General features: G+C 62.4%; 18 protein-coding genes and 1 riboswitch. Of the genes, 10 read left to right on the forward strand and 8 right to left on the reverse strand.

What is annotated here, in order from left to right; genetic code table 11:
- Positions 1-46: 46 nt before the first annotated feature.
- Positions 47-514 carry a sterol desaturase family protein gene (locus E8E78_RS12570; protein ID WP_049276248.1) on the reverse strand — a complete coding sequence of 156 codons (468 nt, stop codon included), beginning with the start codon at positions 512-514 and terminating at the stop codon, positions 47-49.
- A 397-nt stretch (positions 515-911) separates the two neighbouring features.
- Here E8E78_RS12570 and E8E78_RS12575 point away from each other — a divergent pair, with 397 nt between their 5' ends.
- From E8E78_RS12575 to E8E78_RS12590, 4 genes are all read left to right on the forward strand, one after another.
- Positions 912-1,625: an MgtC/SapB family protein gene (locus tag E8E78_RS12575; RefSeq protein ID WP_016499648.1), complete on the forward strand. Its 714-nt coding sequence runs from the start codon at positions 912-914 to the stop codon at positions 1,623-1,625.
- Positions 1,626-1,642: 17 nt separating this feature from the next.
- Positions 1,643-2,152 carry a GNAT family N-acetyltransferase gene (locus tag E8E78_RS12580; protein WP_049276249.1) on the forward strand — a complete coding sequence of 170 codons (510 nt, stop codon included), beginning with the start codon at positions 1,643-1,645 and terminating at the stop codon, positions 2,150-2,152.
- A 154-nt stretch (positions 2,153-2,306) separates the two neighbouring features.
- Positions 2,307-2,807 carry a DUF4142 domain-containing protein gene (locus E8E78_RS12585; protein ID WP_049276250.1) on the forward strand — a complete coding sequence of 167 codons (501 nt, stop codon included), beginning with the start codon at positions 2,307-2,309 and terminating at the stop codon, positions 2,805-2,807.
- A gap of 8 nt (positions 2,808-2,815) precedes the next feature.
- Entirely contained in the window at positions 2,816-3,067 is a 252-nt protein-coding gene (locus E8E78_RS12590; RefSeq protein WP_016499645.1) for a hypothetical protein, read from the forward strand.
- A 95-nt stretch (positions 3,068-3,162) separates the two neighbouring features.
- Here the strand turns inward: E8E78_RS12590 and E8E78_RS12595 are convergent, their stop codons facing one another.
- Both E8E78_RS12595 and E8E78_RS12600 read right to left on the reverse strand, forming a co-directional pair.
- A complete protein-coding gene (locus E8E78_RS12595; RefSeq protein ID WP_172439592.1) occupies positions 3,163-3,327 on the reverse strand; it encodes a DUF6021 family protein in 165 nt (54 codons plus the stop codon).
- A 55-nt stretch (positions 3,328-3,382) separates the two neighbouring features.
- Complete coding sequence (locus E8E78_RS12600; protein WP_049276251.1) at positions 3,383-4,369, reverse strand: DNA-binding protein; 987 nt, start codon at positions 4,367-4,369, stop codon at positions 3,383-3,385.
- A gap of 239 nt (positions 4,370-4,608) precedes the next feature.
- Between E8E78_RS12600 and E8E78_RS12605 the strand changes: the two genes are divergently transcribed.
- The 3 genes from E8E78_RS12605 to E8E78_RS12615 all read left to right on the forward strand — a co-directional run bounded on the left by E8E78_RS12605 (position 4,609) and on the right by E8E78_RS12615 (position 7,266).
- Positions 4,609-5,214: a PAS domain-containing protein gene (locus tag E8E78_RS12605; protein WP_049276252.1), complete on the forward strand. Its 606-nt coding sequence runs from the start codon at positions 4,609-4,611 to the stop codon at positions 5,212-5,214.
- Between the two features lie 106 nt (positions 5,215-5,320).
- Positions 5,321-6,322: a threonine/serine dehydratase gene (locus E8E78_RS12610; protein ID WP_049276253.1), complete on the forward strand. Its 1,002-nt coding sequence runs from the start codon at positions 5,321-5,323 to the stop codon at positions 6,320-6,322.
- Positions 6,319-7,266, forward strand: coding sequence for an ornithine cyclodeaminase family protein (locus E8E78_RS12615; RefSeq protein ID WP_049276254.1), 948 nt, complete (start codon positions 6,319-6,321; stop codon positions 7,264-7,266). Before E8E78_RS12610 ends, E8E78_RS12615 begins: the two co-directional genes overlap by 4 nt.
- A 13-nt stretch (positions 7,267-7,279) precedes the next feature.
- Here E8E78_RS12615 and codA read toward each other — a convergent pair whose 3' ends face one another.
- From codA to E8E78_RS12640, 5 genes are all read right to left on the reverse strand, one after another.
- Positions 7,280-8,521, reverse strand: a complete 1,242-nt coding sequence (gene codA / locus E8E78_RS12620) for a cytosine deaminase (RefSeq protein ID WP_049276255.1) — start codon at positions 8,519-8,521, stop codon at positions 7,280-7,282.
- 4 nt (positions 8,522-8,525) lie between these two features.
- Positions 8,526-9,743 (reverse strand): PucR family transcriptional regulator, encoded by a 1,218-nt coding sequence (locus E8E78_RS12625; protein WP_049276256.1) that lies wholly within the window; start codon positions 9,741-9,743, stop codon positions 8,526-8,528.
- A complete protein-coding gene (gene codB / locus E8E78_RS12630) occupies positions 9,740-11,005 on the reverse strand; it encodes a cytosine permease (RefSeq protein ID WP_016499637.1) in 1,266 nt (421 codons plus the stop codon). The genes E8E78_RS12625 and codB overlap by 4 nt, the downstream gene beginning before the upstream one ends.
- A gap of 258 nt (positions 11,006-11,263) precedes the next feature.
- Positions 11,264-11,929 carry a thiaminase II gene (gene tenA, locus E8E78_RS12635; protein ID WP_049274902.1) on the reverse strand — a complete coding sequence of 222 codons (666 nt, stop codon included), beginning with the start codon at positions 11,927-11,929 and terminating at the stop codon, positions 11,264-11,266.
- Positions 11,926-12,573: a TenA family protein gene (locus E8E78_RS12640; protein WP_049274903.1), complete on the reverse strand. Its 648-nt coding sequence runs from the start codon at positions 12,571-12,573 to the stop codon at positions 11,926-11,928. The genes tenA and E8E78_RS12640 overlap by 4 nt, the downstream gene beginning before the upstream one ends.
- Positions 12,574-12,651: 78 nt before the next feature.
- Positions 12,652-12,766: riboswitch (TPP riboswitch) on the reverse strand.
- Between the two features lie 249 nt (positions 12,767-13,015).
- Here E8E78_RS12640 and E8E78_RS12645 point away from each other — a divergent pair.
- From E8E78_RS12645 to E8E78_RS12655, 3 genes are all read left to right on the forward strand, one after another.
- Positions 13,016-16,411, forward strand: a complete 3,396-nt coding sequence (locus tag E8E78_RS12645; protein ID WP_197864018.1) for an Ig-like domain-containing protein — start codon at positions 13,016-13,018, stop codon at positions 16,409-16,411.
- 99 nt (positions 16,412-16,510) lie between these two features.
- Positions 16,511-17,494: an SCO family protein gene (locus E8E78_RS12650; protein WP_049274682.1), complete on the forward strand. Its 984-nt coding sequence runs from the start codon at positions 16,511-16,513 to the stop codon at positions 17,492-17,494.
- A gap of 81 nt (positions 17,495-17,575) precedes the next feature.
- Positions 17,576-19,900, forward strand: coding sequence for an EAL domain-containing protein (locus E8E78_RS12655; protein WP_049274681.1), 2,325 nt, complete (start codon positions 17,576-17,578; stop codon positions 19,898-19,900).
- The last annotated feature ends 17 nt before the right edge of the window (positions 19,901-19,917 follow it).

Below are 19,917 nucleotides of genomic sequence, written 5' to 3' on the forward strand. Positions count from 1 at the left end.
CAGACCTGCACTGCCCTTTGTAGGAGCGAGCCAACCGCCCGGGTCGTTATTGCCGGCCGCGCTCGCGCCGAAGCTGCTGCTTCAACACCTTCAACGGCGGCGCATAGAAAAACCCGAACGACACACTCCCCGTGCGCCCCTTCACCGCGTGGTGCAACTGGTGCGCACGGTGCAGCCGCTTGAGGTAACGGTTGACCGGCCGCGGCGCGCGCGGCCAATGCCGGTGAAAGAACCCGTCGTGGGCCACGACATACAACATGCCGTACCCCGCCACCCCGCCACCAATCCACTGCAAAGGGGCATAACCACTCTTGCCCAAGGCGACCAGCGCTGTGGCGATCAGCCCCAGCGCCACCAGGTACAGGTCGTTGGTTTCGAGCATGCCCAGGTGTGGCTCATGGTGCGAGCGGTGCAGCCACCAGCCCCAGCCATGCATGATGTACTTGTGAGCCAGCGTGCCAGCGCCCTCCATGGCCACCAGGGTGCCGAACAATACGGCGAGATTGAACAGCATGGAACGGTCCGGTGGATGGCAAAGGGAGGCGCAAGGTTACCGGCTGCCCAGGTTTTTTTCCATGCGGGCGTGACCGGTTGCAGGCCACCCACGGATGAAGCCATCGTCATGTTTTCACCCTTGACCTGCTCTGCCACGCGGCGTATGGTCCGCGACGCAATTTTGCCTTCCTCAACAGGAGACCTGCCTTGGACAGTAGCCCCAGTCGCTTGCGACAGGCCCGCGTGGCGCGCTAGCCCGGCAGTGTCCTGCACTGTCTGGCCGCTCTGGCAAGACGGTGGTTTCCTGTAACCCCCGCTTCTTCTCCCCTCCTCGTGGTCCTGCGCATTTTTCTGGTTTTTCAACCACGCCAACTGATGGCGTTCATGCGGGCGTGTGCCTGCGGAAGAGGTTTGCTATGGATTGGAAAGTATTTCTGCTGCGCGTCAGCATTGCCCTGCTACTCGGAGCACTGATCGGCGCCGAACGGCAATTGCGCCAACGCCTGACCGGGCTGCGCACCAATGCGCTGGTCAGTACCGGTGCCTGTCTGTTCGTGCTGATGACCCAGGCGGTGCCAGGCATGGCACCTGCCGATGCGTCGCGCGTCGCCGCCTATGTCGTGTCGGGCATCGGCTTTCTCGGTGGCGGTGTGATCATGCGCGATGGTTTCAACGTGCGCGGCCTGAACACCGCGGCCACCTTGTGGTGCACAGCTGCGGTCGGCGTGCTGTGCAGCTTGGGGCTGTTGCTGGAGGCAGCATTGGGTAGCCTGGTGGTGCTATGCGCCAATATCCTGTTACGTGACATCGCCCAGCGCCTGGACCGACAGGACGTGGTGCCGGCCAGCGAAGTGGAACAGCACTTCGAAGTGCGCATCGTCTGCCGCGCCGAGGACGAAATCCAGGTGCGCAGCCTGATGCTGCATAGCCTGGGCGATCCGCAGCTGCGCTTGCAGTCACTGCAGAGCGAAGACCTGGACACCCCTGCGCGCCTGGAAGTGCGCGCCGAACTGCTGGGCACTGCGCAGGCGCCGGCGCAACTGGAGCGGCTGGTCAGCCGCGTCAGCCTGGAAAAAGGCGTAAGCTCGGTGCGCTGGCAATTACAGCCGCAGGTGTTGGCGGCGGACTAGAACGACAGGAGTGGTTCATGCTTATCCGCCCTACCCTTGAACACGATGTTCAATTCCTGCCGGACATCGAGCGTTCCGCAGCCCAGGCATTTGTCGGCTGGCCGGCACTGGCCTGGCTGGCCCAGGGTGATGTGATGGATTGCGCTGCACACAGGGCTTTCGTCGAGGCTGGTGGTAGCTGGGTGGCTGAGGATCCTGCCGGGCGTATTGTGGGATTTGCGTGTGCCCGGCTTGTGGGCCAGGCACTGCACCTTCATGAGATATCGGTGTGCCAGGAGGCCCAAGGGCGGGGTGTCGGGCGCCTATTGCTGCAGCAGGTGGTTAATGCTGCCCGCTGCGCCGGTGTGCGCGAGCTGACGTTGACCACCTTTGTCGATGTGCCCTGGAATGCGCCGTTTTATGCACGGTTCGGGTTTGAGGTGATCGATGAGGGGCTGTCAGGCGAACGGCTTCAGGGCATTCTTGCCAGCGAGCGCGCTCACGGCCTTGAAGGGCGTTGTGCAATGCGCCTCTGCGTTGCGCGTTAGGCGTTGGGGCTGCTTCGCAGCCCATTGCCACAGCCATCCCACCAGGACAAACGCCCGCATCGAAAACGCCGGCAAAAAAGATTAAACCTTTACCGCTCCCTCACCCTCAACCGTACGCGACACTGAGGTCGCGCCACGGTTTAAGGAGTGAAGCATGAGCAATCTCTTCATCAAGCGCGTTGGTTTCTCCATGGTGTTGGGCCTGGCATCGGTGCATGCACTGGCGGCGAGTTCCGATGACTTCGTCGATGCGGCTACCGAAGCCGGCATTGCCGAAGTGGTCACCGGCAATCTGGCCAAGGAAAAAAGCCAGAATGCCGATATCAAGGCATTCGCCCAGCAAATGGTCACTGATCACACCCAGGCTAACCAGAAACTCGGCGACATCGCCCGCAAGCTGGACATTTCCGTTCCGGATGACGCAGCCATGACCGACAAGGTCAAGAAAATGATCCTGGAATGGCGGGATGAATCCTTTGACAAGTCGTACCTCAACAACCAGGTCGATGCGCACGAAAAAGCGGTGGAACTGTTCAAGAAAGAAGCCGCATCGTCCGACAAGGCCGAGCTGAAAGCCTTCGCCAGTGAAACCCTGCCCAAACTCGAGCAGCACCTGGAGCATGCCAAGGCGCTTCAGGCCAAGCACGCCAAGTGAGGTTCGACATGAGTAACGATGCATTGAAAACCGAAGTCCTTACTCGCCTGCTGCATTCGCACCCTGAAGGCCTAGGCAAGGAAGTGCTGGACAACTACCGCGGAGAGAAAGCGGTGGCCGGCATGCTGAAGACACTGCAGGAAGCAGGCCTGATCCACGACGGCAGCGTGGTAGTGGGTAGTGATCACCAGATCAGCGTGCACTACCCGATCAAGCTGTCGGCGTCGGGGGTCGAAGCGGCGCGAAAAGCCGAAGCCTGAAAACTCGCCCGTCGGGCCATAAGGCCGCTATTACGGCAAACCTGCTAGCTCAATGAGCTAGCAGGGCGCTGTTGGAGCGCTGGGCACAGCCGCACTCACTTGTCCTTCTCAATGTCTCTGGGCGCCTTGGCCGGCCCTTGCGGGTCCACCTGTGGGTCGTCAACATCCGGGGAATCAGGGTCGAAACCAAGGTCGTCCGGTTTATCCGACTGCTCCGTCGAGTGAGGCCCCTCTTTGCGTACTGGTTCAGAATCATGCATGGTGTTTTCTCCCGTGAGTGTCAAAGGAAGAACACGCCAGCCACGGAAAGTTTGATTAATCTCCAACGGGTGCCAGCTGTGCGCGACATTGCGCCAGCGCCTGGTCCCGTTCCTTCAACTGTTCCTCAAAGCGCTGCAATTGCCGCGCTTGTTCGGCGCACAGGTCTCGTCTGGCCTCCAGGCTTTGCGCCTGCACATCCAGCTGCCGACGCATTTCTTCGCTGGCACCCTGAGCCTGGGCCAGGATCGTGCGCAAGCCCTGAATCTGCGCATCGCGTTGCTCCAGCAACTCGTCCTGCGCCCGGCACTCGCTGGCCGCCTGGCGGTGTTCGCCCAGCAAGCGCTCGTTGTCGCGGTGCAGGCGGGTCAGTTCATCCTGCTTGACGATCATGCCCTGCTGCAACTGGCGCACTTCCACCTGCATCTGCTGCAACTGCGCTTCGTGGCGGCGCTGCTCCTGCTCGCGCTGCTCACGGCTGGCATTGCGGTAGTGCTCCAGAGCATCGCGGGCATGGCGATGCTTGTCTTCCAGCGATTTGACCTGTTCGTCCTTGTCGGCCAGACGCACCTGCATCTCGCCCAGTGACTGGTTGAGGCTGGCACTGCGCAGCTGTTCGGCCTGCAGGGTGCTTTGTGTGGACAGCAGCTTTTCCGTCTCGGCGGCCAATGCCGCTGCATCGATCTTGTGTTGCTGATGCGCTGCCGCCAGCGCCTGCTGGGCAATCTCCAGCTGCGCTTCAAGCGTTTCCCGCTGTTGAGTGAAGGTGCTTTCGGCCTGCTCAATCGTCAGGTCGGCCTCGTCCTGCAACTGGGTTGCCAGTTGCCCGACCAGGCGGCTCAGCACATCGCTCAGCGCGGCGCCGCCTTCGGAAGCCACCGGCTGCTGGCCGTTCAACTCCTTCAGGTAACGGTGAATGGTGGTCTTGGAGCCGGTATTACCCAGCTCGATACGTATGGCATCGATGCTGGGGTTCTCGCCCCGGGCAATCAGCGCCTGACGCGCCTGCTGCACTACCACCTTGTTGATACCGCCCCGGGCCATGCTTGCTCCTACGATTTTGTACTGTGTTATGTACCATGTAATTACGTACTAATTATGGCGATATCCAATCGCTCCTGCAAACAGTTCCTGATATGGAATAATCACGGCTTATCGCATGTGATAAGCAAAATGTTGTTGTTTTCGAGGCTGGCAGCCGTACGGAAGGCGCAGGGGCACGACCTTGTGCCGGTTACGCTTTGCCGCCACCATGGGCGTCCAGCACTGATCACCGACAGAAAATGAACCTGGAAAACTACAAGGCAATCGCCGACAGCATCGCCCTGCTGCTGTACCCGCACGCTGAAATCATCGTCCATGACCTGCGCAGCCAGACGGTGGTGCACATCGCCAACAACTTCTCCCAGCGCAAGCTGGGCGATGACTCGGCGATCGATAACGAATTGGGCGATGTGCTTGACGGCGCCAACCTAGGCCCGTACGAGAAGCTCAACTGGAATGGGCAGAAGGTCCGTTCCATCAGTACCGTCCTGCGCAACGCAGATGGCGAAGCCGAGCACCTGATGTGCATCAATCTGAACGTGTCGGTACTGGAGCAAGCCCGTGTGGCGCTCGATGCGTTCTTCCAGATGGGCCGGCTGGTACCGCAACCTGACTCGTTGTTCCGCAACGATTGGCAGGAACGTATCAACACCTTCCTGCACGCGTGGCTGCAAGCACGCAACCTGTCGCTGCAGACACTGCAGATGAAGGACAAGCGCAGCCTCGTGCAGGCACTGCACGCAGAAGGCGCGTTCGAAGGGCGAAGTGGTGCTGACTATGTCGCCAACGTGCTGAGCATGGGCCGCGCCACCGTGTACAAGTACCTGAAAGAGCTGAAGCCCTAGCAGCGCGAAGTTGACCGACAGGAGGTCGCCAAGCGGGCCTGCTCGCACACTTGTCTGGCATGGATAATTATTCTACTGTGGACAAATATTCCATTCGGAGCACAGCATGCCAGCCACTACAGCCTCACCGACCTTTGCCGACAGCCTTTACCTTGATGCACTCTACGAATCCATCAAGGAAGCACACAGCGCACTGCGCCCCGCCGTCTGCATTACACCACTCACCTACAGCCCCCGGTTGTCGGCATTGAGCGGCTGCGAAGTCTTGCTGAAATGCGAACACCTGCAGCACACGGGGTCGTTCAAGTTCCGTGGCGCCAGCAACAAGATCCGCCTGCTGCCGACCGAAGCACGCAAGCGCGGGGTAATCGCTGCCTCTTCCGGCAACCACGGGCAGGCACTTGCACTGGCCGGCAAAACGGCTGGCGTGCCAGTGACTGTCTACACCGCCACTTCCGCCTCGCCATACAAACTGGAGGCGATGCGGGCGCTAGGCGCCGAAGTGCTCTGCCTGCCCACGGACCCGCTAAGTGCAGAGCTGGAGGCAGCCAGGCAGGCCAAGGCTCAGGGTGTACCGTTCGTGTCCCCCTACAACGACCTGCAAGTCATTGCCGGCCAGGGCACCATCGGCATGGAGTTGTTCGAGCAGGCACCCGACCTGGACGCCGTATTTGTCGCCGTCGGCGGTGGCGGGATGATTGCCGGCATCGGTGCCGCCCTGCGCGTACTCAAGCCGGGTACCGAGGTAATCGGCTGCTGGCCGGCGAATGACCCTGCACTGGAGCAATCCCTCAAGGCCGGAGCGATTGTCGAGGTGGACGCCCGCGAAACGCTGTCGGACGGCACAGCTGGCGGCGTCGAGCCCGGCGCTGTCACCTTGCCGCTGTGCCAAGCGTTGCTCACCGATACCGTACTGGTCAGCGAAGACGAGATTCGCGCCGCCATGCGCGTTATCGCCAGCACTGAACGCTGGATCATCGAAGGCGCTGCAGCGGTTGCGGTCGCCGGCATGCAAAAGCTCGCCGAGCGCTATCAGGGCAAACGTGTCGCAGTGATCCTGTGCGGCCGTAACATCGTGCTGGAAAAATTCCTCGAGGCCGTGCAATGAAAGTCTTCAGCAAGGCGCAGATCACCGCCAGCTTCAACCCGGAGCTGGCGGTTAGCCTGCTGGAAGAAGGCTTCATCGCCTACTCCAACGGCAAGGTCCAGGTGCCGCCCGTGCAGGCCTTCGCATTTCAAGCGGCGAACGGTGACTGCTGCGTGAAATCGGCCTACATCGAAGGCAGCCCTACCTTCACCGTCAAGCTTTCAACCGGTTTTTATGACAACCCTTCCAAGGGCCTGCCGAGCAACGATGGCCTGATGCTGGTGCTCTCGGCGCTCACCGGGCAGCCGCTGGCACTGCTGCAGGACCAGGGCTGGCTGACCGCCATGCGCACCGCGCTGGCCGGGCGTATCGCTGCCCGGCTGCTGGCACCGGCCGAGGTCAAGGCCATTGGCATCCTCGGCACCGGCATGCAGGCGCAGATGCAGCTTGAACAGCTGCGCGCCGTTACCCATTGCCGCCAGGTCATTGTCTGGGGCCGGCATGAAAACGGGCTTGCGGCCTATGCAGCATTTGCCCGTGAACTGGGCTTTGAGGTTCGCACCACACGGGATGCGGCAGAGGTCGCAGGCGCGGCAAACCTGATTGTCTGCACCACCCCTTCCCGCCAGGCGCTGCTGCACAGCGAGTGGGTCCAACCGGGTACGCATATCACTGCCGTCGGCGCCGATGCACCCGGCAAGCAGGAGCTGGACCCGGCACTGGTGGCCAGGGCAGACCGCATCATCGTCGACTCGGTCGCCCAGTGCAGCCAGTACGGCGAAGTGGCTCACGCGCTCGAGAGCGGTCAGCTACACGCGAACCAGCTGATCGAGTTGGGTGCGCTGTTGGCCGGCCACGCCATTGGGCGCGAGCACGACGGCCAGATCACCCTCGCAGACCTGACCGGCGTGGCTGTGCAGGATGCTCAAGTTGCGAGCTGCGCCCTGGCTGCACTGAGCACCTGAACCCACAGCGAAGTCAGAACAGACGCTGCACCTGCGCCGGCGTACGCTGCATCAGCACCTTGCCATTGCGTACCGACACCAGTGCATGCCCCTGGGTGCGCACCATTTCGTAATCGTCAGGCGCCGACAACAGCAACAGGTTTGCCGGCCGCCCCACCTCGATGCCGTAGCGCTCGCCCAGGTTCAAGGTGCGGGCGCTGTTATCGGTGATCAGGTCAAGGCAACGCTGCAGGTCTTCGTAGCCGAGCATGTGGCAGATGTGCAGGCCGGCCTCAAGAATGCGCAGGATGTTGCCGTTGCCCAGCGGGTACCACGGGTCGACGATGGAGTCCTGGCCAAAGCACACGTTCATCCCGGCACGGTCGATCTCGGCAACACGGGTGACGCCACGGCGTTTGGGGTAGTTGTCAAAGCGCCCCTGTAGGTGAATGCTCTCGGTCGGGCACGACACGAAGTTGATGCCCGACAGCTTGAGCAGGCGGAACAGCTTGTAGCAGTAGGCATTGTCATACGAGCCCATGGCCACGGTATGGCTGGCCGTCACCCGGGCACCCATGCCGCGCACCCGGGCCTCTTCGGCCAACACTTCAAGAAAACGTGATTGCGGGTCATCGGTCTCGTCGCAGTGCACGTCCACCAGACAACCGGTACGCTCGGCCAGGTCCATCAGAAACTTCACCGACGACACGCCCTGGTCGCGGGTGTTCTCGAAATGCGGAATGCCGCCGACCACATCGGCGCCGATGGCCACCGCTTCGGTCATCAGCGCCCGGCCGTTGGCGTACGACTCGATCCCCTCCTGCGGGAAGGCGACAATCTGCAGGTCGACCAGCTCGCGTACTTCGTCACGCACCTCGACCATGGCCTTGAGCGCGGTGAGTTTCGGGTCGGTCACATCGACGTGGGTGCGCACATACTGGATTCCGTGGTCCACCAGCATGCCGATGGTCCTTTTCGCCCGTATCTTGATGTCTTCATGGGTGGTGATTTCCTTGCGCTCAGCCCAGCATTCGATGCCTTCGAACAGGGTACCGCTCATGTTCCACCGGGGTTCGCCGGCAGTCAGTGTGGCGTCGAGGTGGATATGCGGCTCGACAAAGGGCGCCACCACCAGGTTTTGCCCTGCGTCCAGGTCATGGGCGGCAACGGGCGCCACCACCTCGGCCTGCGGCACGATGGCGGCAATGCGCTCGTCGTTCAGTTCGATGCGGAACAGGCCAGGCTTGCCGCGCAGCCGTGCGTTGATGATGTTCATGCTGTTACTCCTTGCCGTGGGCTTCGCTCATGCGCCATACCAGCATGGCGACCGAAGCATTCATGCGAAAAAGCGGGTCATCAATGGACTGCCCGCTCAGGTGTTCGATGCGCTGGATGCGCTGATTGATGGTGTTGCGGTGCAGCCCTAGCCGCTGTGCAGCCTTGAGGCCGTTGCCGTTTTCCATGAGCAAGGCGTCGAGGGTGTGCACCAGAGCATTGGCCTGCTTGCGGCCAGGGGCGATCAGCGGGCCAAGCGTACGGCTGACGAAATCGTCGATCAGCGAGCGGTCGACGATGCCTTGCAGCAGGCGCAGCACGCCCAGTTCGCTGAAGTTGCAATAGCCGTTGGCTGGGCGCAGGTGCTGGGCGACGTCCAGGGCCTGACGCGCCTCGTTGAGGGCTTGTCGATAGTGCGCGCAATCGTCGGCGACGCTCGACAAACCCATGTGCAAACTCAGTTCACCCGTCGTGGCCTGCAGCTGCCGGTAAAGCGCAGCCAACGTCTCGGGCAGGTCGTGTGTATCGGCCAGCAGCAACACGAACAGATCACCCGGCAGCTGCGCGGTAACGCTGCCTGGCCGTTGGCGGCACCAGGCTTCGAGCTGGTCTTCCAGGGCCTGCCGGGTAGCTTGCCAGGTACGCTCGCCGTGGGCCAGCCCGTGGCGCTCGAACAAACCGTCCACGCCCGCCAGGCGCAAAGCCAGCAAACGACGCGGCTCGTCCAGTGCCAGCTGTAGGTGCGTTGCGCGCTGCCGGGCAATCGCCAGGCTCGGGTAGTCGCCAGTGAGCAGCTGGCCAATGATATCGTGACGCGAGCGGCGTACCTGGCTCATCTGCACCAACGCCGTACCGATAAGGTGGGTAACCACCACCATCTTCAGCGCGTAGGGCTGCTCGATCAGCGGCAGACCAAGTTGCTCGGCTCGTGCGATGACAGACGCCGGGACGCTCTGGATAAAGCTGCCGCCGGTGAGGATCACCATGCCGGCGATGCCCACGGCGTCGCCGTCTTCCAGCAGGCTCAACAGGTTGGCCTCACCGCGCGGGTGGTTGATGCCGGTAACGAACACCAGTTCACCGCCCATTACCCATTCAGCGATGCCTTCATTTTCCGCCACATACGGCCAGCGCACCCGCCGCTGAAGGTTACGTGCGCCGGCCAGCACACGCATCTCGTGCAGGCCAGGCAAATGCAGGATCTCGTCCAGCGCCAGGCTCACGGCTCCACACCTGCCTGGCCCGGCGCCCGGCGGCGTGCGCCCAGTTCGAGCATGACGATGTAGCACAGGGCCGAGGCGCCTATACCCACCAGCGGAGCGACCCAGGGCGAGGCGTACGCCAGTACTGCGCCCACGGCATAGGCAAACAGCCCGGTGAGGTTGTAGCGTGGCAGGCTTGCGGTGCCCAGTGCCGGGTATTGGCCGCGGTGTCGGTACCAGAAATCAGCCATGATCACCCCGCCCACCGGGGGAATGATCGACCCCAGCAGCACCAGGAACGGGATCAGCATTTCGTACATGCCACCAATCGCCAGCACAATGCCGACCCCGGCCGCCACCAGCGTTGCCGTGCGCCGGCGCTCACTGCGCAACAAATGGCAGGCGGCCGCCGACACGTTGTAGATGGTCGGCCCCTGAATGGTCCACAGGTTCAGGCACAGCATCACTACCGCCGCGAACGACAGGCCCTGCAGCATCATCACTTCGACAATATCGGCCTGCTGGTAAACCATCGCGCACCAGGCACCGGCCACCACCATCAGGCCGTTGCCAAGCAAGAATGCCACCACGCTGGCGATCACAGCCACCCGGCCGCTACGCGACAGCCGTGTCCAGTTGGTGGCTTGGGTGGCACCACTGGCGAAGGTGCCGAACACCATGGTCACGGCTGCGGAAAAGGTCATGGTCTCGTGCGGCACTACTGCAGCCAGCCCGGCAAAGCCACCGGCATCGCGGGTAGCGATGTACATCGACACCAACAGCAGCACGAACATCAATGGCACCGACACGCGCGACAGCACGTCCAGCCCCTTGAAGCCGATGATGGCAGTAATGCTGAAACCCAGCCCGAACAGCACCATCAACGGTAAACCGAAGCCTTCCGCCAACCCCAACAGCTTGACCAGCACGATGGCCACCGTGGCCGTACCCCAGGCGTACCAACCCAGCTCAGCGAAACCCAGCAGAAAGTCCGAGAGCCGGCTACCTGCCTCACCGAAACAGAAACGCCCCATCAGTACGGTATTCAGCCCGCTGCGCGAAGCGATGAATGCCAACGCTGCGGCATACATCGCCAGCAGGCTGTTGCCGACGGTGGCCACCCACAACATGTCGACAAAATTGAAAGCCATGCCCAGCTTGCCACCGGCGAACATCGTGCCGGTGAAAAAGGTAAAGCTGAACAAGACCATGGCAATCGGCAGCAGGCCCTTGCGGGCAGACTGCGGGGCTTCGCTGAGGGGAAATTCGCTGGGTGAGCTCATTGCACGGGGCTCCGGGTGATAGTTGGGAGCTGGGAGAGCAATATGCGGGCCGCTTTTTCGAGGGCCGAAACCCGGAATCAAATCGGGCAGGCAGCCCAGAAGGTGATGTGCACTGTGAACATTAAAGTCGCATTTCGGCGTTATGAAGGTGTGCTGAACGACTTATTTTGAGGCATTCATGCACCAAAGCAGGCTTGGGCTGGGTAGGATTCACCCAGTCGACCAAGCACTTTGGGGCTGCTGCGCAGCCCCAGGGGGCTACGCCACCCCGTCCAAACCCATCTGCCAGAAGTCTGCCTCCAGGCTGGATGCCTGGCCAAAGATCCCCACCAACTCGGCAAACCGCTGCTCGGTCATGCTCCGCGCTGCCAGCTCATCCAGGTGCTTGCGCGCTGCGGCCGCCACCCCTTGGTAGCCTTCACCGGCATACTCGCCAATCCACTCGCGGTACGGGTGGTTGCTCAAGTCGCCAATGCGCTCGGCCAAAGTCCGGCCGATCTCCGCATAGCCGATCACGCAAGGCGCCAGCGCCACATGCAGTTCCAACAGGTCGCCAGCGGCGCCACAGTCCAGCACGTAACGGGTGTATGCCACCGTGGCCTGGTGCTCTGGCGCGGCCTCGATATCCGCCTGGGTCAGCCCCCAGCGCGCGCACAGGCGCAAGTGCAGGTCGGTTTCATCCAGAATCGCCGCCAACCCGGCCTGCGCCGCGCGGATGTCGGCCGGGCGCCGGCTCTTGTAGGCCGCCAGTGCCCAGGCGCGGGCGAACTGGATGAGGAACAGGTAATCCTGTACCAGGTAGGTCCGGAACGCTTCCTCGCTCAGCGTGCCCTCGCCCATCTGCCGCACAAAGTCATGGTCTACGTAGCTGTGCCACTGTTGGGTGGCTGCGGCCTTGAGGCGCTCGAAGATATCCATGCTCATTTGCCCTCCGGGTAGACGGCATCGAAGAAGGCCAGTTCCAGCGCAACGGTGCGCTGGTAGAAATCGCTTGCCAGTGCGGCTTCCTGCGGGCCGACACGGTCCAGCTCAGACTGCAGGAAGGCAACAAAGGCCTGGAATGCCGGGTTGTCGTGCAGGGTGATCCACTCGGCATGGACAAAATTATCCGGCATCGGCTTAGGTGCCTTGAGCGCCCAGTCGAGGTAAAGGCCTTCGGCAACGTTGAGCACTGCCAGCGCCGCTGCATAGGAGCGGGTCGCTGCCGCTTCACGCATGATCGCCTTGAACCCTGCGGTTGGCACGGTATCATCGGGTGCGCTGCGTTGTGCGGGGCTCACGTCCAGGGCCTCGAAGGCACGCAGGAAGTAGGTGTTCTCATCGCTGGAAATCATCCCGGCAAAGCGGCCGAAGCGCAGGCGCGCGTCGAACGTATCGGCGGTGGCAATGGCCGCACCCAGCAAGGTCAGGAAACTGTCGAGAAAGCGATGGTCCTGCACCAGGTAGTCGACCATGATCGGGTCCGGCAGGCTGCCGTCGCACAATTGGGTCACGAAACGGTGGCCAACGGCCGCCGACCAGGTCGGCTCGCTTTGGCGGCGCAGGGAGTGGCTGAAACGTTCGGTCATGTTGCTGTCCTTGATGAAGGTGACAGCGAGACCTTGGCAGTTGACATGGACGGGCCTCGCAGTGAGGCCGGCAAAAAGGCAGGTTACAAGCCCCATCCCTTCGCCGGCATGATCCGGATCAGGTTCGAAGGGTCACCGCGCTGCTGCTTGCAGCGGTTTCTCAGCCCTTTGCCGGGCTCCCCTTGGTGGCGAACAGGTATACCCCAGCAGGTCGGGGCTGTCACGTCCCAATCCACCCAAATAGTGGGCATTGGCCCCCGCTTGTGGGGAGTTAGACCCATTCTTGACGCCCCGTCATTTAGCGCACATCAGGCGCCACAAGGATTTGTTTAACAAAGCATTACTGAAACTTTTGTTGGCACAGCCGTTGCTCAAGGCCTTTTACCGGGCAAAACGCCATTGATGGCTATAAGCCATACAGCCGCGAGCGAGGCACAAGGCAATGAAAATATCTGCCGTGATCCACCCTACCAGGCACTCATTCCAGCTATCTTCGGTCACTGCGCTGATGCTCAGCCTCGGACTGATCACGGCCATGGCCTCCCCCCTGGACGACAACAGCCAGCCGCCACCGACCGACCCATCAGCCTATACCGACCAGCCGGCTGACCCGACCCCGGCCTTGCTCAACCTGAACACTTTGCCAGAGGCCAACCAAGGCTCACTGGAGCTGATCAATGGTGCGTACGGCGACCGCAATACAGTGCGGATCGACAACGTGCTGCCGCCCGCTTTGCAAACCTCGGACAGGTACCCCACCAACGGCAAACCCAGCCCATTATTCGGTGCGCAACCCTTCACTCAGCAACTGTTGATGTTCGAAGAGTTCGGACCAGAGAAGCTCGACCCGACCACGCCGGCGCCAGAGCTGACCTTCCCGGTCCCCACCCTCGGCGCGGCCCCCGCGCAAGACCCCAACGTAGTGGCGCGCAGCGGGCCAAGTGGCACCGCACTTGAAGCGTTCCTCAAGCAACCCGGCCTGTACCCCTTCCCGACCCAGTACTCCAACGTGCTGGACCGCAACCCATGGAAGGCGCAGATCGAGATGTTCCTCAACCGCCAGCCGGTTGGTTCGCCTGCTGAAGGCCGGCCACCAGGAAAAGGCTGGTCGCACCAGCGCTGGAACGAGTTCTACCCACAGGCGGCGTTCAAGACTGCGCAGGCCGGTGCGCGGATCAACCTCGGCCTGCGTGACCGCAAGCAACTGCACAACTATGCGTATGGCGAGTTCGCACCCGGCGGCCTGTACTACCAGACCTCCGACATCCCGACCACGCTGGGCACCACTAAAGGCATCGATACGCGCTTCCATCCGAACATGCCCTTGCAGAACCACAAGTCACTGTGGACTTTCGACGGCACCTTCCCGCCTAAACTGTTGATGGTGCGCTACGGCCAGCCGATCCTGATGCGCCATTACAACGCCCTGCCGATCGACCCCTCGGCCAACGGCGGCTTTGGCCTGCACACCATCTCCACCCACGAGCACAATGGCCACTCCCCGGCCGAGAGCGATGGCTTTGCCAATGCCTACTTCTTCCCGGGCCAGTACTACGACTACCGTTGGCCAGTGCAACTGGCCGGGTACGACACCATCAACACCCGTGCCCAGGACCCGCGTGCCGCCTTCCCCTGCTCACCGGGTGAAACCCTGTTCGTCAACGACGGCACGCCGGGCCTTAAAACCTGCCAGAACGGCAGTATCAAGATCCGCGGTGACTGGCGTGAAACCATGAGCACCCACTGGTTCCACGACCACATGATGGATTTCACGGCGCAGAACGTCTACAAGGGCAACGCCGTGATGATGAACTACTACAGCGCCCTGGACCGCGGTAACGAGGCCCTGCAGGATGGCGTAAACCTGCGTTTCCCCAGCGGCTCGGGCATGCCATGGGGTAACCGCGACTACGACGTCAACCTGGTGATCGCCGACAAGGCGTGGGATGCCAACGGCCAGCTGTGGTTCAACCCGTTCAACACCGACGGCTTCCTCGGTGACCAGATCCTGGTCAACTGGCAGTACCAGCCCAGGCTCAAGGTGCGTGCGCGCAGCTACCGCTTCCGTATCCTCAACGGCTCGGTATCGCGCTACTTCAAGTTTGCCGTGGTGCGGGAAATTGCCGGTACCAGCGGTGAGTTCAAAGGCCCGTCCGGTTCCAACCTGTCGTATGCGCGGGTGCCGTTCCACATGATCGCCAACGACGGCAACATCATGGAGCACGCCGTCCCATTCGACGGCACCATGGACCTCAACGGCGACGGCAACCTGCAGGACAACAACGGCATCCTTCCGCTGCAAGGTATCGCCGAGCGCTACGACATCATCATCAACTTCGCCAAGAACGGCATCAAGGCGGGCGACAAGCTGTACTTCGTCAACCTGGAGGAGCACCGCACCGGCAAGGGCCCGGAAGGTACCATTGCGCTGGCCGACGTGCTGTCGGGGAAATACAAGGCGGTGATCAAGCAGACCAGCAAAGGCCCGCAGTGGGACAACGGCGACCCCGCAGTCGGCAAGTTCCTGCAACTGCTGGTGCAGCCCTACACCGGCCAGGACGTGAGCATGGACCCGGTGGCCTATGAACCGGCCAAGCCAGGCAAGGCCGCAGGCCTGAAAATGCTGCCGCTGCCAATTGACCGCGACTCGGCCACCGACCAGGCCAAGATAAAGAACGCCCGCCACCGCGAGTTCATCTTTGGCCGCTCCGACGGCACCGACACCAAGCCGTGGACCATCAAGACCGACGGCGCTTTCGGCTACAGCATGGACCCACGACGCATCAGTGCGGCGCCGCAACTGGCCAACCAGTCCACCGACGGTGGTTTCAGCGGCGACGGCACCCTGGAAGTGTGGAAAATCGTCAACGGCGGCAATGGCTGGAGCCACCCGGTACACGTGCACTTCGAGGAGGGCGTGATTCTCAGCCGCGACGGCAAGGCCCCACCAGAGTGGGAAAAATGGGCGCGTAAAGACGTGTACCGCATCGGGCCGGATGCCGACTCTTCGGAAGAGGTGGAAATGGCCATCCGCTTCCGCGAGTTCGCCGGCACCTACATGGAGCACTGCCACAACACCCAGCACGAGGACTCGTCGATGCTGCTGCGCTGGGACATCGAGCACCCGGGGCAGTTCCAGGTGATGCCGACCCCGCTGCCAGGATGGGATGGCGTGCAATACATGGCTTCGGTGGGCCTGCCGACCTTCCGTACCAAAGGCCATGACGACAACGACGACCCGGCCAACAAGCCACCCGTCGCGGCCAATGACAGTGCAGCCACTACCGCTGGCAAGCCGATCACCCTGAACGTGCTGGCCAACGACACCGACCCGGACGGCAACGTGCCGCTGACCGTGACCGGCCTCAGCCAGCCAGACTCCGGCCAGGGTACCGTCAGCACCGACGGCACCACGGTGACCTACACCCCACCCGCCACGGTCGCCACACCGTTCACTGCCAGCTTCAACTATACGGCGCGTGATGCCAAGGGTGCCGAGTCGGTGACCCCGGCCACGGTCAGCATCGCCGTAACCGCAGCGGCAGCGGTCGACCAGATCCAGGTCACCAGTGCCACAGTGCAGGTGCGCAGCGGCAACCGCTTCACCTGGGATGTGCAAGGGACCACCACGGTGGCCACGGGGAACAGCATCAGCGTGACAGCGGCAACCACCGGCGGCCCGGTAAGCCTGGGGAACGCCACGCTGACAGCTGCAACCACGGGCGCCCGTTGGCGGGTATCGGTCACCACCACCGGCTTCGGTCCGGCCACGCCAGCGACGGTCACTGTGAAGTCGGCGTTGGGCCAGACGGTGACTGCGCCAGTGAAATATCAGTGAGTGCACCGCTCCCACAGAAATCACGCAGCTGCGGCTCTGTGAAGTTTCTGTGGGAGCGGGCGTGCCCGCGAAGGGCTGCACACCATCGAGGACCCTATCATGCCTGGCTCATGGCGTTTCCTGCTGGTACTCGCGGTATTTGCCGCCAGCATCCCGTTCTGGCCACTGCAGCCGCAACAACCTGTGGCCGAAAAAACCGCAAGCCCATGGGGCGCTGACTACTTTCCCAACATCCCCCTGCTCACCCAGGACGGCGAGAAGCTGCATTTCTTCGACGACCTGATCAAGGACAAGGTGGTCGCCATCAACTTCATCTTCACCGGCTGCACTGACTCATGCCCGGTGGAAACCGCGCGGTTGCGCCAGGTGCAAAAGATTCTGGGTGACCGGGTTGGCAAGGACATATTCCTCTACTCCATCAGCATCGACCCCTACAACGACACCCCCGCCACCCTGAAACGCTACGCCGAAAAGTTCGGCATCGGCCCTGGCTGGACGCTGCTCACCGGCGAGCCCGACGACATCGAGCAATTGCGCCGTAGCCTGGGTTTGTGGATAGACGGCCTGGAAAACGGCCGCTCCAAAGACCACAACCTGAGCCTTATCATCGGCAACCAGGCCACCGGTCGCTGGATGAAGGCCTCGCCTTTCGAAAGCCCGTACATCCTCGCTGACCGGCTGGGCAACAGCTTGCACAACTGGAAGCAGGCCAGCGCCATGAACAATGATTATGCCCAGGCCCCCGAGATACGTTCGCCCAGCAGTGGCGAGCAGATTTTCCGTACGCGTTGTTCTTCCTGCCATACCTTGGGCAACATCGAGCCAGGCCAGCCAGGTATCGGCCCCGACCTCCTGGGCGTAACCCGCCAGCGTGACGCCAGCTGGCTGACCCGCTGGCTGAAGGAGCCCGACCAGATGCTGGCCGAGAAAGACCCGCTGGCCATGCTGCTGTATGAGCAATACAACCGCCTGGCCATGCCCAACATGCGCTTGGGCGATGCCGAAGTCAGCGCATTGATGAGCTATATCGAGGAAGAAACCGCGCGCCTGCAAACACCCTTCGCGAATAGGGAAAACCCTTAGAGGCGATTAGCCATTAGTCATCAGCCTGTCATCTCCTTGTCGTATTTTTTGAGCATCACCCAGGGTCGGGAACTGTCAGCAGTGATACGCCGTTCGCTTTCATCCGCCAGCCTCCTGCGACTGCTGATCCTGATGCTCTGTGCGGCCACCCTGGCCTTTCTCTGGGGGCTGCACATCACGCAGAAAGCCGCCGCCCGCCAGGACGCGTTGTCGGCCAAGGCCGCCGAGCACCTGAACCTCGCCAGCATCGTCGGTGAAAGCCTGCGCCAGCTGGTCGACCGCGCCCAGGCCGTTGGCCGGGTCACCCAGGACGACATGAAGGTGCTACGCCAGGGCAACTTCAGCCTGGCGCGGATACTGGCCGAGGACCCGGTGTTCAAACGCATGAGCCTGTACGACCGAAAAGGCCGGCTGTTGTCAGCCAGCCATACCGACGAAACTTCCGCACTGCCCGATGACTGGTTACGCCAGCTGCAACGGCACGTTGCCCGCTATGGTTTCAAGCCCTTTCTGCCCAGCGTGCAGGCGGCGGACCAGCAGGCCGCCCTGCCCAACTGGCGCCTGCCGTTTCTGCTGCCGTTGACCGACCTGCCAGGCCGCGAAATCGAAAACATCCTGGTGGTGCAACTGGACATCGGCTACCTCGCGGTACTGTTCCAGCATATCGACCTGGGCAGCAGCGGGCTGGTGCGCCTGCTGCAGGATGACGGGCTGGAGCGGCTGCGCATAGATACCAGCGGCGTGGTGGTGGCCGGCGACGGGTTGCAGCCTGAACTGCCGGATACCGGCAGCGACGCGGGCATGCTGACCCAATACGCGGCCGGCGACGCGTACCAGAGCCTGTACCGACATGTGCCAGAGCGCGGGTTCAGCGTAGTGGTCAGCCAGCGCCAGGATGAAATCCTCGCGCCTTCGACCCTGGCCTATTCCCGGCAATTCTGGTTGAACCTGAGCATGACGCTGATGATCATCGCCAGCCTGCTGTGGACCTTGCGTCTGCTGCGCAAGCGGCAAGAGGCCTTCAGCGCCCTGGAACATGCCCAGCAGGTCAATCAGCAGCTTATCGGCCGCCTTGAGGACGAACACCGGCGCAGCAGCCATGCCGCCGCCACCGATCACCTCAGCGGGCTGCACAACCGCCGCCAGTTCGTCGAGGTGGCCGCCCAGGCGCTGACCCGCCAGCGTGGCAAGCGCCGGTTGATGGCGATTCTGTTCATCGACATGGACCGCTTCAAGTCGATCAACGATTCGCTCGGGCACAAGATCGGCGACCTGCTGCTGCAGGCCGTAGCCGGCCGCATCCAGCGTTTGCTGGAGCTCGGTGACGAGGCTTCGCGCTTTGGCGGCGACGAATTCGTGGTGCTGCTGGCGGGCGAGCGCAGCGAAGACCAGATCAATGCCTGGGTCCGTGAACTGGTCCAACGCTTGTCGGCCACCTATGCCCTTGACGGCCAGGAGGTCAACACCAGCCCGAGTGTGGGCGTGAGCATCTGCCCGCGCGACGGCCAGGACATCGACAGCCTGATCCGCAGTGCCGATGCCGCAATGTATTCGGCCAAGCAGGCCGGCCGGGCCCAGTACCGCTTCTTCGACCCCTCGCTGAACCTGGCCGACATCCAGGCCTTTACCCTTGAACAGGCGTTCGGCAGCGCCTTGGCCGAGCGCCAGTTCGTGCTGCACTACCAGCCGCAGATCCGCCTCGACACTCAGCAGGTACTGGGCTACGAAGCGCTGGTGCGCTGGGACCACCCCGAGTTCGGCCTGCTGTACCCGGACCGCTTCATCGACCTGGCAGAGCGCAGCGGCTTCATTGTCGATCTGGGCTGGGAGGTGTTGCGCCTGGCCTGTGAAGCCTTGGCCGGCTGGGACGTGCAGGGCCGGGAAACGCGGTTGGCCGTGAATGTATCCGCCCTGCAACTGCGCCAAGGGGACTTCGCCATGCGGCTGCTGAACGAACTGCAAAGGTATGCCATCGCCCCGCAGCGGCTGGAGCTGGAAATTACCGAAACCACCATCCTCGACCCCGAAGGCACGGCCGTGGAGCACCTGCATACCCTGCGCGGCGCTGGCCTGGGCATCAGCCTGGATGATTTCGGCCGTGGCTACGCCGGCTTCGCCCATCTGCATTCGCTGCCATTGAGCAAGCTGAAGATCGACCGCTCGCTGATCGCCCCGCTGTCCAACAGCCCTGATGACAGCCCGATCGTGTCCTCCACCATCATCCTGGCAAAGCGCCTGGGCCTGGAAGTGGTTGCCGAAGGCGTGGAAACCCGCGAACAGGTGGTGTGCCTGAAGCTTGCCGGTTGTGATATCGCCCAGGGCTACCACTTCAGTCGGCCACTGTCGCCGGCGCAGTTACGCGAGTACCCGCCGTTCAATGGTGTCGAGGAGAAAGCATGCGTGTAATGCGAACACTGGCGCTG

The sequence above is a fragment of the Pseudomonas sp. BN505 genome (assembly GCF_029873175.1).
In the GTDB taxonomy this organism is placed as follows: domain Bacteria; phylum Pseudomonadota; class Gammaproteobacteria; order Pseudomonadales; family Pseudomonadaceae; genus Aquipseudomonas; species Aquipseudomonas putida.